Genomic DNA, 17,900 nt, shown 5'->3' with positions numbered 1-17,900 from the left:
AAGCTGGTAGACTCCGCCGCCATTATGATCCGACTCCAGAACCTCACTCTACAGCGTGGTCCGCAACGCCTGCTCGAAGGCGCCGAGCTGACCCTGCACGCCGGCCAGAAAGCCGGCCTGATCGGTGCCAATGGCGCCGGAAAATCCAGCCTGTTCGCCCTGTTGCGCGGCGAGATCGGTCCCGATTCGGGCGATTGCAGCCTGCCGCCCGACTGGCGCATCGCGCATATGCGTCAGGAGGTCGATACCCTCGAGCGCCTGGCGGTGGACTATGTGCTCGACGGCGATATTCACCTGCGCCAGGTACAGCGCGACTTAGAGGCGGCCGAGGCGGCCCATGACGGCAGCGCCATCGCCCGTCTGCACAGCGAGCTGGACAGCGCCGACGGTTACACGGCCGATTCCCGGGCGCGCAAGCTGCTGGCCGGCCTCGGTTTCAGCAATGAGCAGATGGAGCGCCGTGTCGGTGACTTCTCCGGCGGCTGGCGCATGCGCCTGAACCTGGCCCAGGCGCTGATGTGCCCCTCCGACCTGCTGCTGCTCGACGAACCGACCAACCACCTCGACCTCGATGCCATCCTCTGGCTGGAAGAGTGGCTGAAGAGCTATCCCGGCACGCTGCTGCTGATCTCCCACGACCGCGACTTCCTCGATGCCGTGGTCGACCATGTGGCGCACCTCGAGCAGCAGAAACTGACGCTCTACCGCGGCGGCTATTCGGCCTTCGAGCGCACCCGCGCCGAACGCCTGGCGCAGCAGCAGCAGGCGTACGAGAAGCAGCAGGCGCAGCGCGCGCACATGGAGAAGTACATCGCCCGCTTCAAGGCCCAGGCGACCAAGGCGCGCCAGGCGCAGAGCCGGATCAAGGCGCTGGAACGCCTGGAAGAACTGGCGCCTGCGCATGTCGACTCGCCATTCGACTTCGTCTTCCGCGAGGCCGAGAAGATTTCCAGCCCGCTGCTCGACCTGGCCGATGCGCAGCTGGGCTATGGCGACAAGGCGGTGCTGCAGCAGGTCAAACTGCAGCTGGTGCCGGGCGCGCGTATCGGCTTGCTCGGCCCCAACGGCGCGGGCAAGTCGACTCTGATCAAGACCTTGGCCGGCGAGCTGGCGCCGCTGGCCGGACGCATGGCCCGGGGTGAAAACCTGGCCATCGGCTACTTCGCCCAGCATCAGCTCGACTCGCTGGACGCCAAGGCCAGCCCGCTGCTGCACCTGCAGCGTATCGCTCCTGGCGAGCGCGAGCAGACCTTGCGCGACTTCCTCGGTGGCTTCGATTTTCGTGGCGCCCGTTGCGACGAGGCGGTGCAGAATTTCTCCGGTGGCGAGAAGGCGCGCCTGGCGCTGGCCCTGATTGCCTGGCAGAAGCCCAACCTGCTGCTGCTCGACGAGCCGACCAACCACCTCGACCTGGAAATGCGCCTGGCCCTGACCATGGCGCTGCAGGAGTTTGCCGGGGCGGTGCTGGTGGTGTCGCACGATCGTCATCTGCTGAAAAGCACGACCGACGAGTTCCTGCTGGTCGCCGATGGTCGCATCCAGCCATTCGATGGCGATCTCGACGACTACGCCCGTTGGCTGGTCGACTTCCGTGCTCGCCAGCAGCCACAGGCCGCGGCCGCGCCGGCTGGCGACAAGACCGACAAGCGCGCTCAGCGCCAGGCCGCTGCGGCGCTGCGTCAGCAGCTCGCGCCGCACAAGCGTGAGGCGGAAAAGCTGGAGAAGGAGCTGGGCAAGCTGCACGAGCAGCTGGCCAAGGTCGAGCAGCGCCTCGGCGACAGCGCTGTCTATGAAGCGGCTCGCAAAGACGAGCTGCGTGAGCTGCTGGCCGAGCAGGCCAGTCTGAAAGCGCGTGAAGCTGATCTGGAAGAGCGCTGGATGCTGGCGCTGGAGCAGTTGGAAAACCTCGAACAGCAGCTGGCTCAGGCCGACTGACGGAGCCCGCGCCGCGCTGGGCGCCAGCGCGGCAAGCGGGTAGGCTAGTGCCTCTGTCCGATTCGCTTGAGGTTGCCCACATGGCCCTGCAGACCTGGCTCGCTTTCTTCGTCGCCTGTTGGGTGATCAGCCTTTCTCCCGGCGCCGGCGCCATTGCCTCGATGTCCAGCGGCCTGCGCTATGGCTTCTGGCGCGGCTATTGGAATGCCATCGGCCTGCAGCTGGCGCTGTTGATGCAAATCGCCGTGGTGGCTGCCGGTCTAGGTGCCGTGCTGGCAACCTCGGAGCTGGCCTTCAGCCTGATCAAGTGGTTCGGTGTCGCCTACCTGGTCTACCTCGGCTGGAGGCAGTGGGTCGCCGCACCGGGCGAGATCGCGACCGCCGATGGCGAGCGCCCCTTGGGACGGCCGCTGACCCTGATGCTGCGGGGTTTTCTGGTCAACGCCAGCAACCCCAAGGCAATCATCTTCATCCTCGCGGTGCTGCCGCAGTTCCTCGACCCCCAGGCGCCGCTGCTGGTGCAGTACCTGCTGATGTCGGCGACCATGGTGGCGGTCGACCTGGTGGTGATGGCCGGTTATACCGGCCTGGCTGCGCGGGTGCTGCGGGCATTGCGTTCGCCACGCCAGCAGCGCCTGCTCAACCGCACCTTTGGTGGCCTGTTCGTGGCCGCCGCTGCGCTGCTGGCCATGGTGCGTCGCGCTGCTGCCTGAATGACGACAAGTCCCGGGGCTGTCCTGAACAGACTGTTCGGCGGATTGTTACTGCGTATTTCAGTTTTCTCTTGAGCTGAATCGTTAGGAAGGTAACAATTAATGCCACCCATTCTTGTTTGGGATTGATTGATGTCTGTTATGCGTTCTTCCCTGTCCTGGTTGTTGCTGCCCCTGTTTGCTCTGCTTAGCCTGCCTGCCCTGGCCGAGCCGGAGGGAGCTGCCCAGGCCCTGCACCTGCTCAGCTATGTTGCGGCTGACTATCCGGCCACGGTCGCCTCTGGCGAGGTGATCGACAGCGGCGAATACACCGAGCAGCTGGAGTTTCTCGGTGTGCTGCAGGGGCTGGTTGTGGCCCTGCCGGCCAAGGCTGGCCGCGATGAGCTGGCCAGCGGTGTTGAAGCGCTGCGTGCCGCGGTGCAGCAACGCCAGCCTGGCGAGCAGGTATCCGGCGAGGCGCGTCGCCTGGGAGCGCAGTTGACGCAGCTGTACCAGCTGAGCCTGACCCCGGTGATCACTCCTGACCCTAGCCGTGGCGCCCCGCTGTTTGCCCAGCACTGTGCCATCTGTCATGGCGACACGGGTGCGGGCGATGGCCCGGCGGGTCTGGGGCTGGAGCCGCCACCGGCGAACCTGCGCGACGCTGCACGGCTCGACCAGCTAAGCCTGTATGACCTGTACAACACCCTGGGACTGGGCGTGGAAGGCACCGACATGCCTGCCTTCGCCGACCAGCTGGACGAACGCCAGCGCTGGGATCTGGCCACCTACATCGCCGGCTTCACGGCCGCGCCGAGCAGCACCGGCAGCGGCTTCTCCATGGCCGAGCTGGCCAGCCGCACGCCGGCCGAAGTGGTGGCTGCCGGTGGTGACGGCGCCGCTTTCCGCGCCCAGCGCGCCAAGCCGGTGATGCAGCAGCGTGGCCCGCAGGAGCTGATCGGTTACACCCGAGCAACTCTGGAGCGCAGCCTGCAGGCCTACCGTGCTGGTGACCACGAGCAGGCCTATGACCTGTCCGTGGGTGCTTATCTGGAAGGTTTCGAGCTGGTGGAAAGCGCCCTCGACAACCTCGACGCCAAGCAGCGCAAGACCACCGAGCGGGCCCTGATGGCTTACCGTCAGGCCGTGCAGGACGGTGCCAGTGTCGCCCAGGCCGCTCAGGCGCTGGAGCGGGCCAAGCTCGAACTGGCCAAGTCGGCCGAGTTGCTCGGTGGTGGCGCCATGGACGCCTCACTGACCTTCGTCTCCAGCTTGCTGATCCTGTTGCGTGAGGGGCTGGAAGCCATCCTGGTGCTGGCGGCAATCCTCGCCTTCCTGCGCAACACCGGCCAGCAGCAGGCGGTGCGCAGTGTGCATGCTGGCTGGGGCCTGGCCATTGTGGCCGGCTTCGGCACCTGGGCCCTGGCGGCTTACCTGATCGATGTCAGTGGTGCCCAGCGCGAATTGCTGGAAGGTGCGACGGCGCTGTTCGCCAGCGTCATGGTGCTGTGGCTCGGCGTGTGGATGCACGATCGCCGGCATGCCGCCGCCTGGCAGGACTACATCAAGAGCAGCCTGGTCGGCGGCGGTGGCCGCTTCGGCTTCGCCGTACTGGCCTTCTTCTCGGTCTATCGCGAATTGTTCGAAGTCATTCTGTTCTACGAAACCTTGTGGCTGCAGGCCGGGCCGCAAGGTCACGGCATGGTGATTGCCGGTGCTGGCGCTGCGCTGGTGCTGCTGTTGGGGCTGGCCTGGGTGATCCTGCGTGGCTCTCGCAAGCTACCGCTGGCGACCTTCTTCAGTGCCAACGCCGTGCTGCTCTGCGTGCTCTCGGTGGTCTTCGCCGGTCATGGCGTGGCGGCGCTGCAGGAAGCGGGCGTGCTCGGTACACGACCGGTGGCGTTCTTCGAGTTCGATTGGCTAGGTATCCACCCGGACGCCTACAGCCTCTCGGCACAGACATTGGCGCTGCTGGCCATCACAGTGCTCTATGGGCGCAGCTGGCTAGGTGAGCGCCGCCGCCTGGCGCAGGCCAAGTGAGCGAGCGGGCCATGCGTGTCTGGATCGATGCCGATGCCTGCCCCCGGCTGGCGCGCGACCAGGTGGTGAAGTTCGCCCTCAAGCGCGGCATTGAGGTGGTGCTGGTGGCGGGCCAGGCCGTGGCGCGGCCGAACTTCGCCTGTGTCCGGCTGGTGGTGGTGCCCAGCGGCCTGGATGCCGCCGACGATTACCTGGTCGAGCACGCGGTGCCCGGTGAGTTGGTGATCTGCAGCGATATCCCGTTGGCCGACCGTCTGGTGAAGAAGGGCGTCGCAGCGCTTGATCCGCGCGGGCGCGAGTTCGACGAACGCAACATGGGCGACAAGCTGGCCACACGCAATCTGTTTGCCGACCTGCGCGACCAGGGCCAGATGGGCGGGGGACAGGCCGCCTACGGCGACAAGGATCGCCAGGCCTTCGCCAATGCCCTCGATCGCATTCTCACTCGCCTGATGCGCTGATCCGTAGCGGGCGCATAACGACAGGTCTTCCCCAACCCGCTCCCGACGGGAGAGGGGGTTTACAGCATCAACCGCACAGATAGGTGCCGGTACCCACCGCCACCAGCACACCTTCGTCGTTATGCAGCTCGCTGCGCACCACCGCCACCTTGTTGCCGGAGCGCAGCAGCACCGCCGTGGCGGTGAAGGTCTGGCCGCGGCCGGGGCGCAGGTAGTCGATGCGCAGGTCGATGGTGCCCAGCTTGGACAGGCGCGTCATGCGCTCGGCCTGGCTCAGGTGCTGGTGCTTGTCGACGGCGCCGATCAGGGCCATGGCGCCACCGGCGACATCCAGAATCGATGAGATCACCCCGCCGTGCAGGATGCCTTGGACGAAATTGCCGATCAGCTCGGCCTTCATCGGCAGATCCATCACCACCCGCGCGCCGCTCAGCTCGACGATGCGGATGCCCAGTACCTGATTGAAGGGGATGCGCTGGAAGAAAGCTTCCACGCCCTGGCGCTGCTCTTCGGAGAGCTGGAAAACCGGTTCACTCATGCTGCGCTCCTGCGGCTCGATATGCCGGCCAAACTGACGCAGCCAGGCAGCGCTGAACAGGGGCGCGGCACAGGTGCCGCGCGAAATGGCGGGATTGGCGCAGGCTCAATGCGGCTGTGCCAGCTCCAGCACCCGGTCGACCAGCTTGTTGATACCGGAGGCGGCCTCGGCGATGGATTGCGCGAGCATGTAGGCCGGCGTGGTCACCAGCTTGTGCTTTTCATCCTCGACGATGTCCTCGACCGTGCACTCGACATGCTTGCCGCCCATGGCAACCAGGGCTTCGGCAGCTGGATCGTCTTCCGCTCCCAGGGTGCAGCTGACCCCTTCGCCGAAGATCTTGGTCGCCAGGGCCGGCGAGATGCAGATCAGGCCGATTGGCTTACCCGCCTGGGCGAAGGCCTGGGCGGCAGCCAGTACATCCGGCTGCACGCTGCAGCCAGCACCCTCGACGGCGAAGTTGGAGAGGTTCTTGGCGACGCCGAAGCCGCCCGGCAGGATCAGGGCATCGAACTTGTCGACCTGCAGTTCGCGCACGTCGGCCACGTCGCCGCGGGCGATGCGCGCGGCCTCGGTGAGGACATTGCGGCTCTCCGGCATTTCCTCGCCGGTGAGGTGGTTGATCACGTGCATCTGCGCGATATTCGGTGCGAAGCACTGCACCTGGGCGCCACGCTGGTCCAGACGCAGCAGGGTTATCACGCTCTCGTGAATTTCCGCGCCGTCGTAGACGCCACAGCCGGAGAGGATGACTGCGACTCGTTTCTGCATGCTGTTCTCCATGAGGTAGCAGGGATTTGCCTGCAGTTTTACTCGCCGGCCAGGGCGCCGTCGAGTGTCGCCATATGTCGCCCAGGCTGGCATTGCGCGTCGCGAGCACCGGCCTGAGCAGGTCTAGGCTCAGCATAGGTCAACCTCTGCCGTGCCGAACCATGAATCTGATCCTGCTTGCCGTGCCTTTCTTCTTCCTGCTGATCGCCGCCGAACTGTTGGCGGACCGCCTGCGTGGGGTGCGCAGCTATCGCCTGGCCGATGCCCTCAACAGCCTCAGTGCCGGTGTGTTGTCCCAGGCCAGTGGCCTGCTGAGCAAGGCCATCGCCGTGCTCGGTTATGCCTTCGCCTACGAATACCTGCACCTGCTCGAATTGTCGGACGAGCTCTGGGTCTGGGTGCTGGCCTTCGTCCTCTATGACTTCTGCTACTACTGGAACCACCGCTTCGGTCATGAGCGCAATGTGTTCTGGGCCTCGCACGTGGTGCATCACCAGAGCGAGGAGTACAACCTCTCCACGGCCCTGCGCCAGACCAGCACCGGCTTCCTGCTGAGCTGGATCTTCTACCTGCCGATGGCCGTGCTCGGCGTGCCGCCGCTGGTGTTCGTCAGCGTGGCGGCGCTGAACCTGCTGTACCAGTTCTGGGTGCACACCCGGCATGTGCCCAAGCTGGGCTGGTACGAGTGGTTCTTCGTCACGCCGTCCAATCATCGTGTGCACCATGCGCAGAACCCGGTCTACATGGATCGCAACTACGGCGGCGTGTTCATTCTCTGGGACCGTCTGTTCGGCACTTTTCAGGAGGAGCTGGAGGAAGAACCGGTGGTGTTCGGTGTGACCGTGCCACTGCAGAGCTGGAACCCGCTGTGGGCCAACCTGCAGTTCTACGTGCAGTTGTGGCGTGACGCGGTGCGTGCCGGTTCCTGGTGGGACAAGCTGCGCATCTGGTTCATGCCCACCGGCTGGCGTCCGGCGGATGTCGCGGCGCGCTACCCGATGGTGAAGCAGGACCTGAGCCGCTTCCGCAAGTTCGAGGTGCCTCTGGCGCGCCGGCACAAGGTGTATGCCGCGCTGCAGTTCGCCATCTATGTGCTGGGCGTCAGCGGGTTGCTGGCGGTGGCGGCGGAGCAGCCGCTGGCGGTGCTGTTCGGCGCCTGGCTGTGGGTGGCCTTCGGTCTGTACTGCATCGGCGCCTGGCTGGAGAACCGGACGTTTGCCCGCTGGCTGGAAGTGGCGCGGCTGTTCGCCAACCTGGCCGCCCTGGCCTGGGCGCAGCAGGTCGGCCTGCTGGAGGAGGGCGGCCTGTCCTGGATGCTGCTGGCGGCCTGGAGTCTGGCCAGCCTGCTCTGGCTGTTCTGGCCAGCCTCGCGGGCTGCGCGCGTCGCCTGAGCGCGTGACACGGAACTGCGGCCCGCCGTCGCAGTCTGGGAGTGGCAGTCATTATTTGGTCATAATGGCCGGGTATAACTGTCACACTCGCCCGCTGTGCGGGTTCTGGAGTCCGTCGTGAGCTTTGCCAACCGCCTGTTTCCCGCCACTCGCCTGCGCCGCAACCGTCGTGACGAGTTCTCCCGCCGCCTGGTGCGCGAGAATGTGCTGACCACCAACGATCTGATCCTGCCGGTCTTCGTCCTCGATGGCGAAAACCGCCGCGAAGCCATTCCTTCAATGCCGGGTGTCGAGCGCCTGTCCATCGACCTGCTGCTGCAGGAAGCCGAACGTTGGGTCGAGCTGGGTATTCCGGCTCTGGCGCTGTTCCCGGTGACACCGCTGGAGAAGAAGTCTCTCGACGGGGCCGAGGCCTGGAACCCGGACGGCATCGCTCAGCGCGCCATCCGCGCCCTGCGCAGCAAGTTCCCGGAGCTGGGAGTGATCAGCGATGTGGCTCTGGACCCCTTCACCACCCACGGCCAGGACGGCATCCTCGACGCCGATGGCTACGTGATGAACGACATCACCGTCGATGCCCTGGTCAAACAGGCGCTGTCGCATGCTGAGGCGGGTGCCCAGGTGGTGGCGCCTTCGGACATGATGGATGGGCGCATCCAGGCGATCCGCGAAGCGCTGGAGCTGGCCGATCACGTCAACGTGCGCATTATGGCCTACTCGGCCAAGTACGCCAGCGCCTACTACGGCCCGTTCCGCGATGCGGTGGGCTCCGCTGCCAACCTCGGCAAGGCCAACAAGGCCAGCTACCAGATGGACCCGGCCAATAGCGACGAGGCGCTGCACGAAGTGGCCACCGACCTGGCCGAAGGCGCCGACATGGTCATGGTCAAGCCGGGCATGCCCTACCTGGACATCGTCTGGCGAGTGAAGGACGCCTTCAAGGTGCCAACCTTCGCCTATCAGGTCAGCGGCGAGTACGCCATGCACATGGCGGCCATCCAGAACGGCTGGCTGTCCGAGGCGGTTATTCTCGAGTCGCTGACCGCCTTCAAACGCGCCGGTGCCGATGGCATCCTCACCTATTTCGCCGTGCGTGCGGCTGAACTGATCAACACGGGGCGCTGACGCCCCCAGGAAATCTGCGATGAATACCGAGGGATTGAGCAAGACCGACCTGCAGCAAGCCGCCGAGCAAGCGCTGCCGGTCGACGTGGTGGCCGAGCAAACGCCAGTGGAGCCCGAGCCGGCCCCCGCGCCCGCACCGCCACCACCGGTCCCCGGGCTGGACGACAGCGTCCTGTACATCCATCGCGAGCTGTCCCAGCTGCAGTTCAATATCCGCGTGCTGGAGCAGGCGCTGGACGAGTCCTACCCGCTGCTGGAGCGCCTCAAGTTCCTGCTGATCTTCTCCAGCAACCTCGACGAGTTCTTCGAGATCCGCGTCGCCGGCCTGAAGAAGCAGATCAACTTCGCCCGCGAGCAGGCCGGTGCCGACGGTCTGTTGCCGAGTCAGGTGCTGGCGCGCATTTCCGAGATCGCCCACGAGCAGGTGGGGCGCCAATATGCCCTGCTCAATGACGTGCTGCTGCCGGAGCTGGCCAAGCACCAGGTCAACTTCATCCGCCGCCGTCACTGGACGACCAAGCTGAAGACCTGGGTGCGCCGCTACTTCCGCGACGAGATTGCGCCGATCATCACGCCGATCGGCCTCGATCCGACCCACCCCTTCCCGCTGCTGGTGAACAAGAGCCTGAACTTCATCGTCGAGCTGGAAGGCGTCGACGCCTTCGGTCGCGACTCGGGCCTGGCGATCATCCCGGCGCCGCGCCTGCTGCCGCGCATCATCAGGGTGCCGGAGGAGATTGGTGGGGCAGGGGACAACTACGTGTTCCTTTCTTCGATGATTCACGCCCACGCCGACGATCTGTTCCAGGGCATGAAGGTCAAGGGTTGCTACCAGTTCCGCCTGACCCGTAACGCCGACCTGTCGGTGGATACCGAAGATGTCGAGGACCTGGCCCGCGCCCTGCGCGGTGAGCTGTTCTCCCGTCGCTACGGCGATGCGGTGCGCCTGGAAGTGGCCGATACCTGCCCGAAACACCTGTCGGACAACCTGCTCAAGCAGTTCAACCTGGCCGAGAGCGAGCTGTACCGCGTCAACGGCCCGGTCAACCTGACCCGCCTGTTCAGCATCACCGGGCTGGAGAGTCACCCGGAGCTGCAGTACACGCCATTCACTCCGGTGATCCCCAAGCTGCTGCAGAACGCCGAGAACATCTTCAGTGTGGTCGGCAAGCAGGATGTCCTGCTGCTGCACCCCTTCGAGTCCTTCACCCCGGTGGTCGACCTGCTGCGCCAGGCCGCGAAAGACCCGCACGTGCTGGCGATCAAGCAGACCCTGTACCGCTCCGGGGCCAACTCGGAGATCGTCGATGCACTGGTCGAGGCGGCGCGTAACGGCAAGGAGGTCACTGCGGTGATCGAGCTGCGCGCGCGCTTCGACGAGGAATCCAACCTGCAGCTGGCCAGCCGCCTGCAACAGGCCGGTGCGGTGGTGATCTACGGCGTGGTCGGTTTCAAGACCCACGCCAAGATGATGCTCATCCTGCGTCGCGAGAATGGCGAGCTGCGCCGTTACGCGCATCTCGGCACCGGCAACTACCACGCCGGCAACGCCAAGCTGTACACCGACTACAGCCTGCTCACCGCCGATGTGGCGCTGGGCGAGGACGTGTCCAAGCTGTTCAACCAGCTGATCGGCATGGGCAAGACCCTGCGCATGAAGAAGCTGCTGCACGCGCCCTTCACGCTGAAGAAGACTCTGCTCGACATGATCGCCTTCGAGACCCAGCAGGCCAGCGAAGGCAAGCCGGCGCAGATCATGGCCAAGTTCAACTCGCTGACCGACCCGAAAGTCATTCGTGCGTTGTACAAGGCCAGCCAGGCCGGGGTGAGGATCGATCTGGTGGTGCGCGGCATGTGCTGCCTGCGCCCGGGCATTCCCGGCGTTTCGCACAATATCCAGGTGCGCTCGATCATCGGCCGCTTCCTCGAGCACACGCGGGTGTTCTACTTCCTCAATGGCGGCGAGGAGAAGATCTACCTGTCCAGTGCCGACTGGATGGAGCGCAATCTCGACAAGCGTGTTGAGACCTGCTTTCCGGTGGAAGGGCGCAAGCTGATCCTGCGGGTGAAGAAGGAGCTGGAGTCCTACCTCACCGACAACACCCAGGCCTGGGTGCTGCAGCCCGATGGCCGTTACCTGCGTACCAGCCCGAGCGGCAACGCCAACCCGCGCAGCGCCCAGGCGGGCCTGCTGGAGAAACTCACGGCGCTGCAGGTGCGCTGACTCTCACGCTTGCCAACAAAAAGCCCCGCCAATGCGGGGTTTTTTGTTGGTGATGATGTCACCGTCACCTGTTTTCACCGTAACGCCGTGCTGGTGGGCGTGGCGCGTAACTCGCTGTGGGCTCCTCTCAGCCCTGCGTGGGAGGGGCCTTGGCCTCGACACGCCGCGCGCAGTGATATCGCGGTCATAGCGGAGTGCCGCCCAGTCACGCCGGCAGGGGCGAACTGGTACGGCGGCGCAGATTCTTGTGGGAGTGGCTTCGGCCGCGAATGGATGCGCTCGGACGCGGCTAAGGCGGGACGGCCTGGCACATTCCCGACGGACCCCATAGGCACCAGCACATAGAGGATAAAGCGCCTTTCATCGGCGCTGTCCTCGCTACGCGGGCATGCTCAGCGTACGGTCAGGCTGAAGCCGATGCGCGTCAGCCAGTTGGCTTCCTGCTCGAAGTCGGCCTGGGTCAGCGGGTTGGCTGCCAGCCAGCCTTCGGGGAAGGTCAGGTCGAGGCTCTGCGGGCCCGCGGTGAGCTGCACCTTGGGCGATGCCTGGGTGCCGCGGATGTGGTGGAAGAGAATGGCGAAGCGCAGCAGCACGCACAGGCGCTGCAGCTGCACGCCGTCGGCACCGAAATCGGCGAACTTGTCCTTGGGGATGTTGCGACGGTGACCGCGTACCAGCAGGGCCAGCATCAGCTGATCCTTGCGCGAGAAGCCGGCCAGGTCGGAGTGTTCGATCAGGTAGGCGCCGTGCTTGTGGTACTGGTAGTGGGCGATGTCCAGGCCGATCTCATGCACCCGCGCGGCCCACTGCAGCAGGTCGCGATGCCAGTCCTCGTCCAGCTCCCAGGCCTGGGCTACCTCTTCCAGGGCCTGCAGAGCCTTGCTCTCGACCCGCGCCGCCTGCTGCAGGTCGACGTGGTAGCGCTCCATCAGCGCGCCCAGGGTGCGCTCGCGCACGTCTTCGTGGTGGTGGCGGCCGAGCAGGTCGTAGAGCACGCCTTCGCGCAGGGCGCCTTCGGAGTGATCCATGCGCTGCAGGTCGAGGGCGTCGAAGATGGCTTCGGCGATGGCCAGGCCGGCCGGGAAGATCTGCCGGCGATCCGGCTTGATGCCATCGAAGTCGATTTTTTCCACGTCGCCGAGCTTGAGCAGCTTGCGCTTGAGCCAGGCCAGGCCGTCCGGATTGATCTCGCCATTGCCCAGGCCGCCGGCCTTGATCGCCAGGCCCACGGCACGAATGGTGCCGGAGGCGCCGACCGCTTCCTGCCAGCCCAGGCGCTGCAGGCCCTGCTCGATGGTCATCAGCTCCAGGCGCGCGGCGGTGTAGGCCTGGGCATAGCGTGCCGCGGTGATCTTGCCGTCCTTGAAGTAACGCTGGGTAAAGCTGACGCAGCCCATCTGCAGGCTCTCGCGCAGCAGCGGCTCGAAGCGCTGGCCAACGATGAATTCGGTGCTGCCGCCGCCGATATCGGCGACCAGGCGCTTGCCGGGGGTGTCGGCGATGCTGTGGGATACGCCGAGGTAGATCAGGCGCGCTTCCTCGCGACCGGAGATCACCTCGACCTCATGGCCGAGCAGTTCGTCGGCGCGGCGGATGAACTCGTCGCGGTTGCGCGCTTCGCGCAGGGCATTGGTGCCGACGATGCGCACGGCCCCCTGGGGCAGGCCCTGGATCAATTGGCCGAAACGGCGCAGGCAGTCGAGGCCACGCTGCATGGCTTCCTCGCTGAGCAGGCGCTCGTCGTCCAGACCGGCGGCCAGCTGCACCTTTTCACCCAGCCGTTCGAGGATGCGGATCTCGCCGTGGTCGGCCTTGGCCAGCACCATGTGGAAGCTGTTGGAGCCGAGGTCGATGGCGGCGATCAGCGGGAAACTCTCGACGTGGGCTTGGGGCATGGTGGCGATATCTCGTTCTACATTCCGCGCCATCGTGCCATGACTGGGCGGATGAGCCAACGCATACGGATGTCGCATGCCCGCGAGGCGCGGCCGGGCCGGCGCAAAGGCGTAGCGGCTGCAGATTCGTGCCGCCGTTCTGCGTAACGGCGTCGCCTTCGCCACTCGGGCGATTGAGGCATACCGGTGAGGGTTATTGAGAGGCTCAATCGCCTGCGGCTTTCAGCGCTGGCCGAGGCGGGCTATCATGGCCGCCAGTTTTTCGCTTCCGACCCGGAGACTATTCATGAGCGAGTTCATCACCCACGTCAGCGACACCAGCTTCGAAGACGACGTGATCAAGGCCGAAGGTCCGGTCCTGGTCGATTACTGGGCCGAGTGGTGTGGTCCGTGCAAGATGATCGCGCCGGTACTCGACGAGATCGCCCAGACCTACCAGGGCAAGCTGAAGGTCTGCAAGCTGAACATCGACGAGAACCAGGAAACCCCGCCGAAGTACGGCGTGCGCGGTATCCCGACCCTGATGCTGTTCAAGAACGGCAATGTCGAGGCCACCAAGGTTGGCGCCCTGTCCAAGTCGCAACTGGCCGCTTTCCTCGACGCCAACATCTGAGGCGTCTGCCGTTGTAGATCAAAGCCCCGCACATTGCGGGGCTTTTTCTTGATGCGGGCTAGACTCTGCGCAAGAGCCGGTGTTACATTCGGGCCTGCAACGGGTTCCCCGTTGTCTCCCAAGCCGCCGCCGACGCACTCTTCCCGATAAGATCGAGCGATCCAGTCGCCTTCCTCGCCGCGCGGCCAGCAAAGCCCAGTGCTTTCCTTCCCTCCTCTACATACCTACGTCATTCCTATGAATCTGACCGAACTCAAGCAAAAGCCGATTGCCGAACTGCTGGACATGGCCGACCAGGCTGGTCTGGAAAACATGGCCCGTTCGCGCAAGCAGGACATCATCTTCGCCCTGCTGAAAAAGCACGCGAAAAGCGGCGAAGAGATCTCCGGCGACGGCGTGCTGGAGATTCTCCAGGACGGCTTCGGCTTCCTGCGCTCCGCGGACTCCTCCTACCTGGCCGGCCCGGACGACATCTACGTCTCGCCCAGCCAGATCCGCCGTTTCAACCTGCGTACCGGCGACACCATCATCGGCAAGATCCGCCCGCCGAAAGAAGGCGAGCGTTACTTCGCCCTGCTCAAGGTCGACACCATCAACTTCGACCGCCCGGAAAACGCCAAGAACAAGATCCTGTTCGAGAACCTGACGCCGCTGTTTCCGACCAAGCGCCTGACCATGGAGGCCGGCAACGGCTCCACCGAGGACATCACCGGTCGCGTCATCGACCTCTGTGCGCCGATCGGCAAGGGTCAACGCGGCCTGATCGTCGCCCCGCCGAAAGCGGGCAAGACCATCATGCTGCAGAACATCGCGGCCAACATCACCCGCAACAACCCCGAGTGCTACCTGATCGTCCTGCTGATCGACGAGCGCCCGGAAGAAGTGACCGAGATGCAGCGCACAGTGCGCGGTGAAGTGGTCGCCTCGACCTTCGACGAGCCGCCGACCCGCCACGTGCAGGTTGCGGAGATGGTGATCGAGAAGGCCAAGCGCCTGGTCGAGCACAAGAAGGACGTGGTCATCCTGCTCGACTCCATCACCCGCCTGGCGCGTGCCTACAACACCGTGATCCCGAGCTCCGGCAAGGTGCTGACCGGTGGTGTCGACGCCCATGCCCTGGAGAAGCCCAAGCGCTTCTTCGGCGCCGCTCGTAACATCGAGGAAGGCGGCTCGCTGACCATCATCGCCACCGCGCTGGTGGAAACCGGCTCGAAGATGGACGAGGTGATCTACGAGGAGTTCAAGGGTACCGGCAACATGGAGCTGCCGCTGGATCGCCGCATCGCCGAGAAGCGCGTATTCCCGGCCATCAACATCAATCGCTCGGGCACCCGTCGCGAAGAGCTGTTGACCGGCGAGGAAGAGCTGCAGCGCATGTGGATTCTGCGCAAGCTGCTGCACCCGATGGACGAGATCGCCGCCATCGAGTTCCTGACCGACAAGCTGAAGGACACCAAGACCAACGAAGAATTCTTCCTCTCCATGAAGCGGAAGTAATTCGGGCGTGGCACAAAAAGGCCGGGGAAACCCGGCCTTCGCGTATCTGCGGCCTTCTGAATAACCGAGTTCGGCGCTAAACTTTGCGCCCCGACCTGCGCGCCCCACACGAGGCTTCTGCATGCAGTATCGCGACCTGCGCGACTTTATCCGCGAGCTGGAAAGCCGCGGCGAACTCAAACGCATCCAGACTCCGGTTTCTCCCGTGCTGGAGATGACCGAGGTCTGCGACCGTACCCTGCGCAAGGGTGGCCCGGCGCTGCTGTTCGAGAAGCCCGCCGGGTTCGATATGCCGGTGCTCGGCAACCTGTTCGGCACGCCCAAGCGCGTGGCCTTGGGGATGGGCGCCGAGGATGTCGGCGAGCTGCGCGAGATCGGCAAGCTGCTGGCCTTCCTCAAGGAGCCCGAGCCGCCCAAGGGGCTGAAGGACGCCTGGAGCAAGCTGCCGATCTTCAAGAAGGTCATCAGCATGGCGCCCAAGGTGCTCAAGGACGCGCCCTGCCAGGAGGTGATCGAAGAGGGCGACGACGTCGACCTGAGCAAACTGCCGGTGCAGACCTGCTGGCCGGGCGACGTGGCGCCGCTGATTACCTGGGGCCTGACCATCACCCGCGGGCCGAACAAGGAGCGGCAGAACCTCGGCATCTATCGCCAGCAGGTGATCGGCCGCAACAAGGTGATCATGCGCTGGCTCAGCCACCGCGGCGGTGCCCTGGATTTTCGCGACTGGTGCGACAAGCATCCGGGCCAGCCCTATCCGGTCTGCGTGGCCCTCGGAGCTGACCCGGCGACCATCCTCGGTGCGGTCACCCCGGTGCCGGATACCCTCTCCGAGTATGCCTTCGCCGGCCTCCTGCGCGGTCACCGCACCGAGCTGGTCAAGGCCATCGGCTCTGACCTGCAGGTGCCGGCCAGTGCCGAGATCGTCCTCGAAGGGGTGATCCATCCGGGCGAGACGGCGCCGGAAGGCCCCTATGGCGACCACACCGGCTACTACAACGAGGTCGATACCTTCCCGGTATTTACCGTTGAGCGGATTACCCGCAGAAAGCAGCCGGTCTATCACTCGACCTACACCGGCCGTCCGCCGGATGAGCCGGCGATCCTCGGCGTGGCGCTGAACGAGGTGTTCGTACCGATCCTGCAGAAGCAGTTCCCCGAGATCACCGACTTCTACCTGCCGCCGGAAGGCTGCTCGTACCGCATGGCGGTGGTGACCATGAAGAAGCAGTATCCCGGCCACGCCAAACGGGTGATGCTCGGCGTGTGGAGTTTCCTGCGCCAGTTCATGTACACCAAGTTCGTCATCGTCACCGACGACGACGTCAACGCCCGCGACTGGAACGATGTGATCTGGGCCATCACCACGCGCATGGACCCCAAGCGCGACACGGTGATGATCGACAACACGCCGATCGACTACCTCGATTTCGCCTCGCCGGTTTCCGGCCTCGGCTCGAAGATGGGCCTGGATGCGACCCACAAGTGGCCGGGCGAGACCAGTCGCGAGTGGGGCCGGGTGATCGAGAAGGACCCGGCCGTGGTCGCGCGGGTCGACGCACTGTGGCAAGAGTTGGGCATCGACTGATGAACGCATCATCTGCTGCTGCGCTCGATTGGGCTGTGTTGAAAGGCCGCTCGGGCTGCTCATTTACTCGGTGTAAACTCCGCGCCCTCGCGCCCTTTCGCCTTGCCCATCCTTCGCTCGCGACGCAGCTGAAGGCATTCATGTCATGAAGGTCACCCTGCAACCTTCGGGCGCGGTGCTCGACGTGCATGGCGGTGAGCGCATCCTCGATGCCGCGCGGCGCCTCGGCTACGACTGCCCGCAGAGCTGCCGCAACGGCAACTGCCATATCTGTGCGGCGTTGCTGGTGGAGGGTAAGGTGCGTCAGAACGGCGCCGAGCTGGACCATGGCGAACTGTTCACCTGCCTGGCCGAGCCGCTGCAGGACTGTGTGCTGCACTGGGACGGTGTGCTGGCGCCTGGCGAGCTGCCGGTGCGGACTTTCGCCTGTCAGGTGCTCGAGCTGGTCGACCTCGGCGGCGACGTCTGCTGTGTGCGGCTGCGTGCTCCGGCCGGCAAGGCGCCGCGCTATCACGCTGGGCAGTATCTGATGCTGCAGCGCGACGATGGCGAATGGTCGGCCTTCTCCCTGGCGTCGGCACCGACCAGCGGGCGCGACCTCGAACTGCATATCCTCACTCGTGAAGAAAGCACGCAGCAGCTGCTGGCCCAGCTGCGTCGCACTCGTCTGGCGCGGGTGCAGATGCCGTTCGGCGATACCCACCTGGCCGAATTGCCGCCGGGGCCCCTGGTGCTGCTCGCAGCAGGCACCGGCATGGCGCAGATGCACAGTCTGATTGAACACTGCCGGGCCAGCGGCTTTGTCCACCCGGTGCACCTGTACTGGGGCGTGCGCCAGCCCGAGGATTTCTACCACCTGGACAACTGGGCGGCCTGGGAGAAACAGCCCGGTCTGCATCTGCATCAGGTGGTCAGCGATACCTGTGGCTGGGCCGGGCGCTGCGGCATGCTGCACGAGGCAGTGTGCGAAGACTTCGCCGAACTCAAGGCGCTGCATGTCTATGCCAGTGGCTCGCCGGCGATGGTTTACGGCACCCTGGATGCCCTGGTCGAGGCGGGCATGGGTGCGCATCAGATGCGCGCCGATGTGTTTGCCTACGCGCCACGTGAATAAAAGCGCAGGCACAAAA

14 protein-coding genes are annotated in these 17,900 nt (G+C 65.1%); 11 read left to right on the top strand and 3 right to left on the bottom strand.

Translation table 11 applies throughout. The features are described 5' to 3' along the window. Positions 1-24 precede the first annotated feature (24 nt). The 4 genes from AYB31_RS01535 (at position 25) to AYB31_RS01520 (ending at position 5,128) form a co-directional block, all read left to right on the top strand. The gene (locus AYB31_RS01535) at positions 25-1,935 is read left to right on the top strand and encodes an ATP-binding cassette domain-containing protein (RefSeq protein WP_068825088.1); all 1,911 of its coding nucleotides are present in this window, start codon (positions 25-27) and stop codon (positions 1,933-1,935) included. A gap of 80 nt (positions 1,936-2,015) precedes the next feature. Beyond that, positions 2,016-2,648 carry a LysE family transporter gene (locus AYB31_RS01530; RefSeq protein WP_068825086.1) on the top strand — a complete coding sequence of 211 codons (633 nt, stop codon included), beginning with the start codon at positions 2,016-2,018 and terminating at the stop codon, positions 2,646-2,648. Between the two features lie 132 nt (positions 2,649-2,780). Next, entirely contained in the window at positions 2,781-4,667 is a 1,887-nt protein-coding gene (locus AYB31_RS01525; protein WP_068825084.1) for a cytochrome c/FTR1 family iron permease, read from the top strand. Positions 4,668-4,678: 11 nt separating this feature from the next. Next, on the top strand, positions 4,679-5,128 hold the full coding sequence (locus tag AYB31_RS01520; RefSeq protein ID WP_068825082.1) for a YaiI/YqxD family protein: 450 nt from the start codon (positions 4,679-4,681) through the stop codon (positions 5,126-5,128). A 67-nt stretch (positions 5,129-5,195) separates the two neighbouring features. On the opposite strand, the gene AYB31_RS01515 is transcribed toward AYB31_RS01520, so the two are convergent. After that, positions 5,196-5,666 carry a thioesterase family protein gene (locus AYB31_RS01515; protein WP_068825080.1) on the bottom strand — a complete coding sequence of 157 codons (471 nt, stop codon included), beginning with the start codon at positions 5,664-5,666 and terminating at the stop codon, positions 5,196-5,198. A 105-nt stretch (positions 5,667-5,771) separates the two neighbouring features. Next, positions 5,772-6,437: an isoprenoid biosynthesis glyoxalase ElbB gene (elbB, locus tag AYB31_RS01510; protein ID WP_068825078.1), complete on the bottom strand. Its 666-nt coding sequence runs from the start codon at positions 6,435-6,437 to the stop codon at positions 5,772-5,774. 161 nt (positions 6,438-6,598) lie between these two features. Between elbB and AYB31_RS01505 the strand changes: the two genes are divergently transcribed. The 3 genes from AYB31_RS01505 (at position 6,599) to ppk1 (ending at position 11,177) form a co-directional block, all read left to right on the top strand. Further along, entirely contained in the window at positions 6,599-7,828 is a 1,230-nt protein-coding gene (locus AYB31_RS01505; RefSeq protein ID WP_068825076.1) for a sterol desaturase family protein, read from the top strand. Positions 7,829-7,945: 117 nt separating this feature from the next. Beyond that, the gene (gene hemB / locus AYB31_RS01500; protein WP_068825074.1) at positions 7,946-8,953 is read left to right on the top strand and encodes a porphobilinogen synthase; all 1,008 of its coding nucleotides are present in this window, start codon (positions 7,946-7,948) and stop codon (positions 8,951-8,953) included. A gap of 19 nt (positions 8,954-8,972) precedes the next feature. Next, the gene (gene ppk1 / locus AYB31_RS01495; protein ID WP_068825072.1) at positions 8,973-11,177 is read left to right on the top strand and encodes a polyphosphate kinase 1; all 2,205 of its coding nucleotides are present in this window, start codon (positions 8,973-8,975) and stop codon (positions 11,175-11,177) included. A 392-nt stretch (positions 11,178-11,569) separates the two neighbouring features. On the opposite strand, the gene ppx is transcribed toward ppk1, so the two are convergent. After that, positions 11,570-13,072 (bottom strand): exopolyphosphatase, encoded by a 1,503-nt coding sequence (gene ppx, locus AYB31_RS01490; RefSeq protein WP_068825070.1) that lies wholly within the window; start codon positions 13,070-13,072, stop codon positions 11,570-11,572. 286 nt (positions 13,073-13,358) lie between these two features. Between ppx and trxA the strand changes: the two genes are divergently transcribed. From trxA to AYB31_RS01470, 4 genes are all read left to right on the top strand, one after another. Beyond that, entirely contained in the window at positions 13,359-13,685 is a 327-nt protein-coding gene (trxA, locus tag AYB31_RS01485; protein ID WP_068825068.1) for a thioredoxin TrxA, read from the top strand. A 237-nt stretch (positions 13,686-13,922) separates the two neighbouring features. Continuing rightward, positions 13,923-15,182: a transcription termination factor Rho gene (gene rho / locus AYB31_RS01480; protein WP_068825066.1), complete on the top strand. Its 1,260-nt coding sequence runs from the start codon at positions 13,923-13,925 to the stop codon at positions 15,180-15,182. Positions 15,183-15,303: 121 nt separating this feature from the next. Beyond that, complete coding sequence (ubiD, locus tag AYB31_RS01475) at positions 15,304-16,770, top strand: 4-hydroxy-3-polyprenylbenzoate decarboxylase (RefSeq protein ID WP_068825064.1); 1,467 nt, start codon at positions 15,304-15,306, stop codon at positions 16,768-16,770. 145 nt (positions 16,771-16,915) lie between these two features. Continuing rightward, the gene (locus tag AYB31_RS01470) at positions 16,916-17,884 is read left to right on the top strand and encodes a CDP-6-deoxy-delta-3,4-glucoseen reductase (protein ID WP_068825062.1); all 969 of its coding nucleotides are present in this window, start codon (positions 16,916-16,918) and stop codon (positions 17,882-17,884) included. Positions 17,885-17,900: the final 16 nt, after the last annotated feature.

It is taken from the genome of Pseudomonas sp. BMS12 (assembly GCF_001592875.1).
Classification (GTDB): domain Bacteria; phylum Pseudomonadota; class Gammaproteobacteria; order Pseudomonadales; family Pseudomonadaceae; genus Aquipseudomonas.
This window is presented reverse-complemented; position numbering and strand designations above follow the sequence as displayed.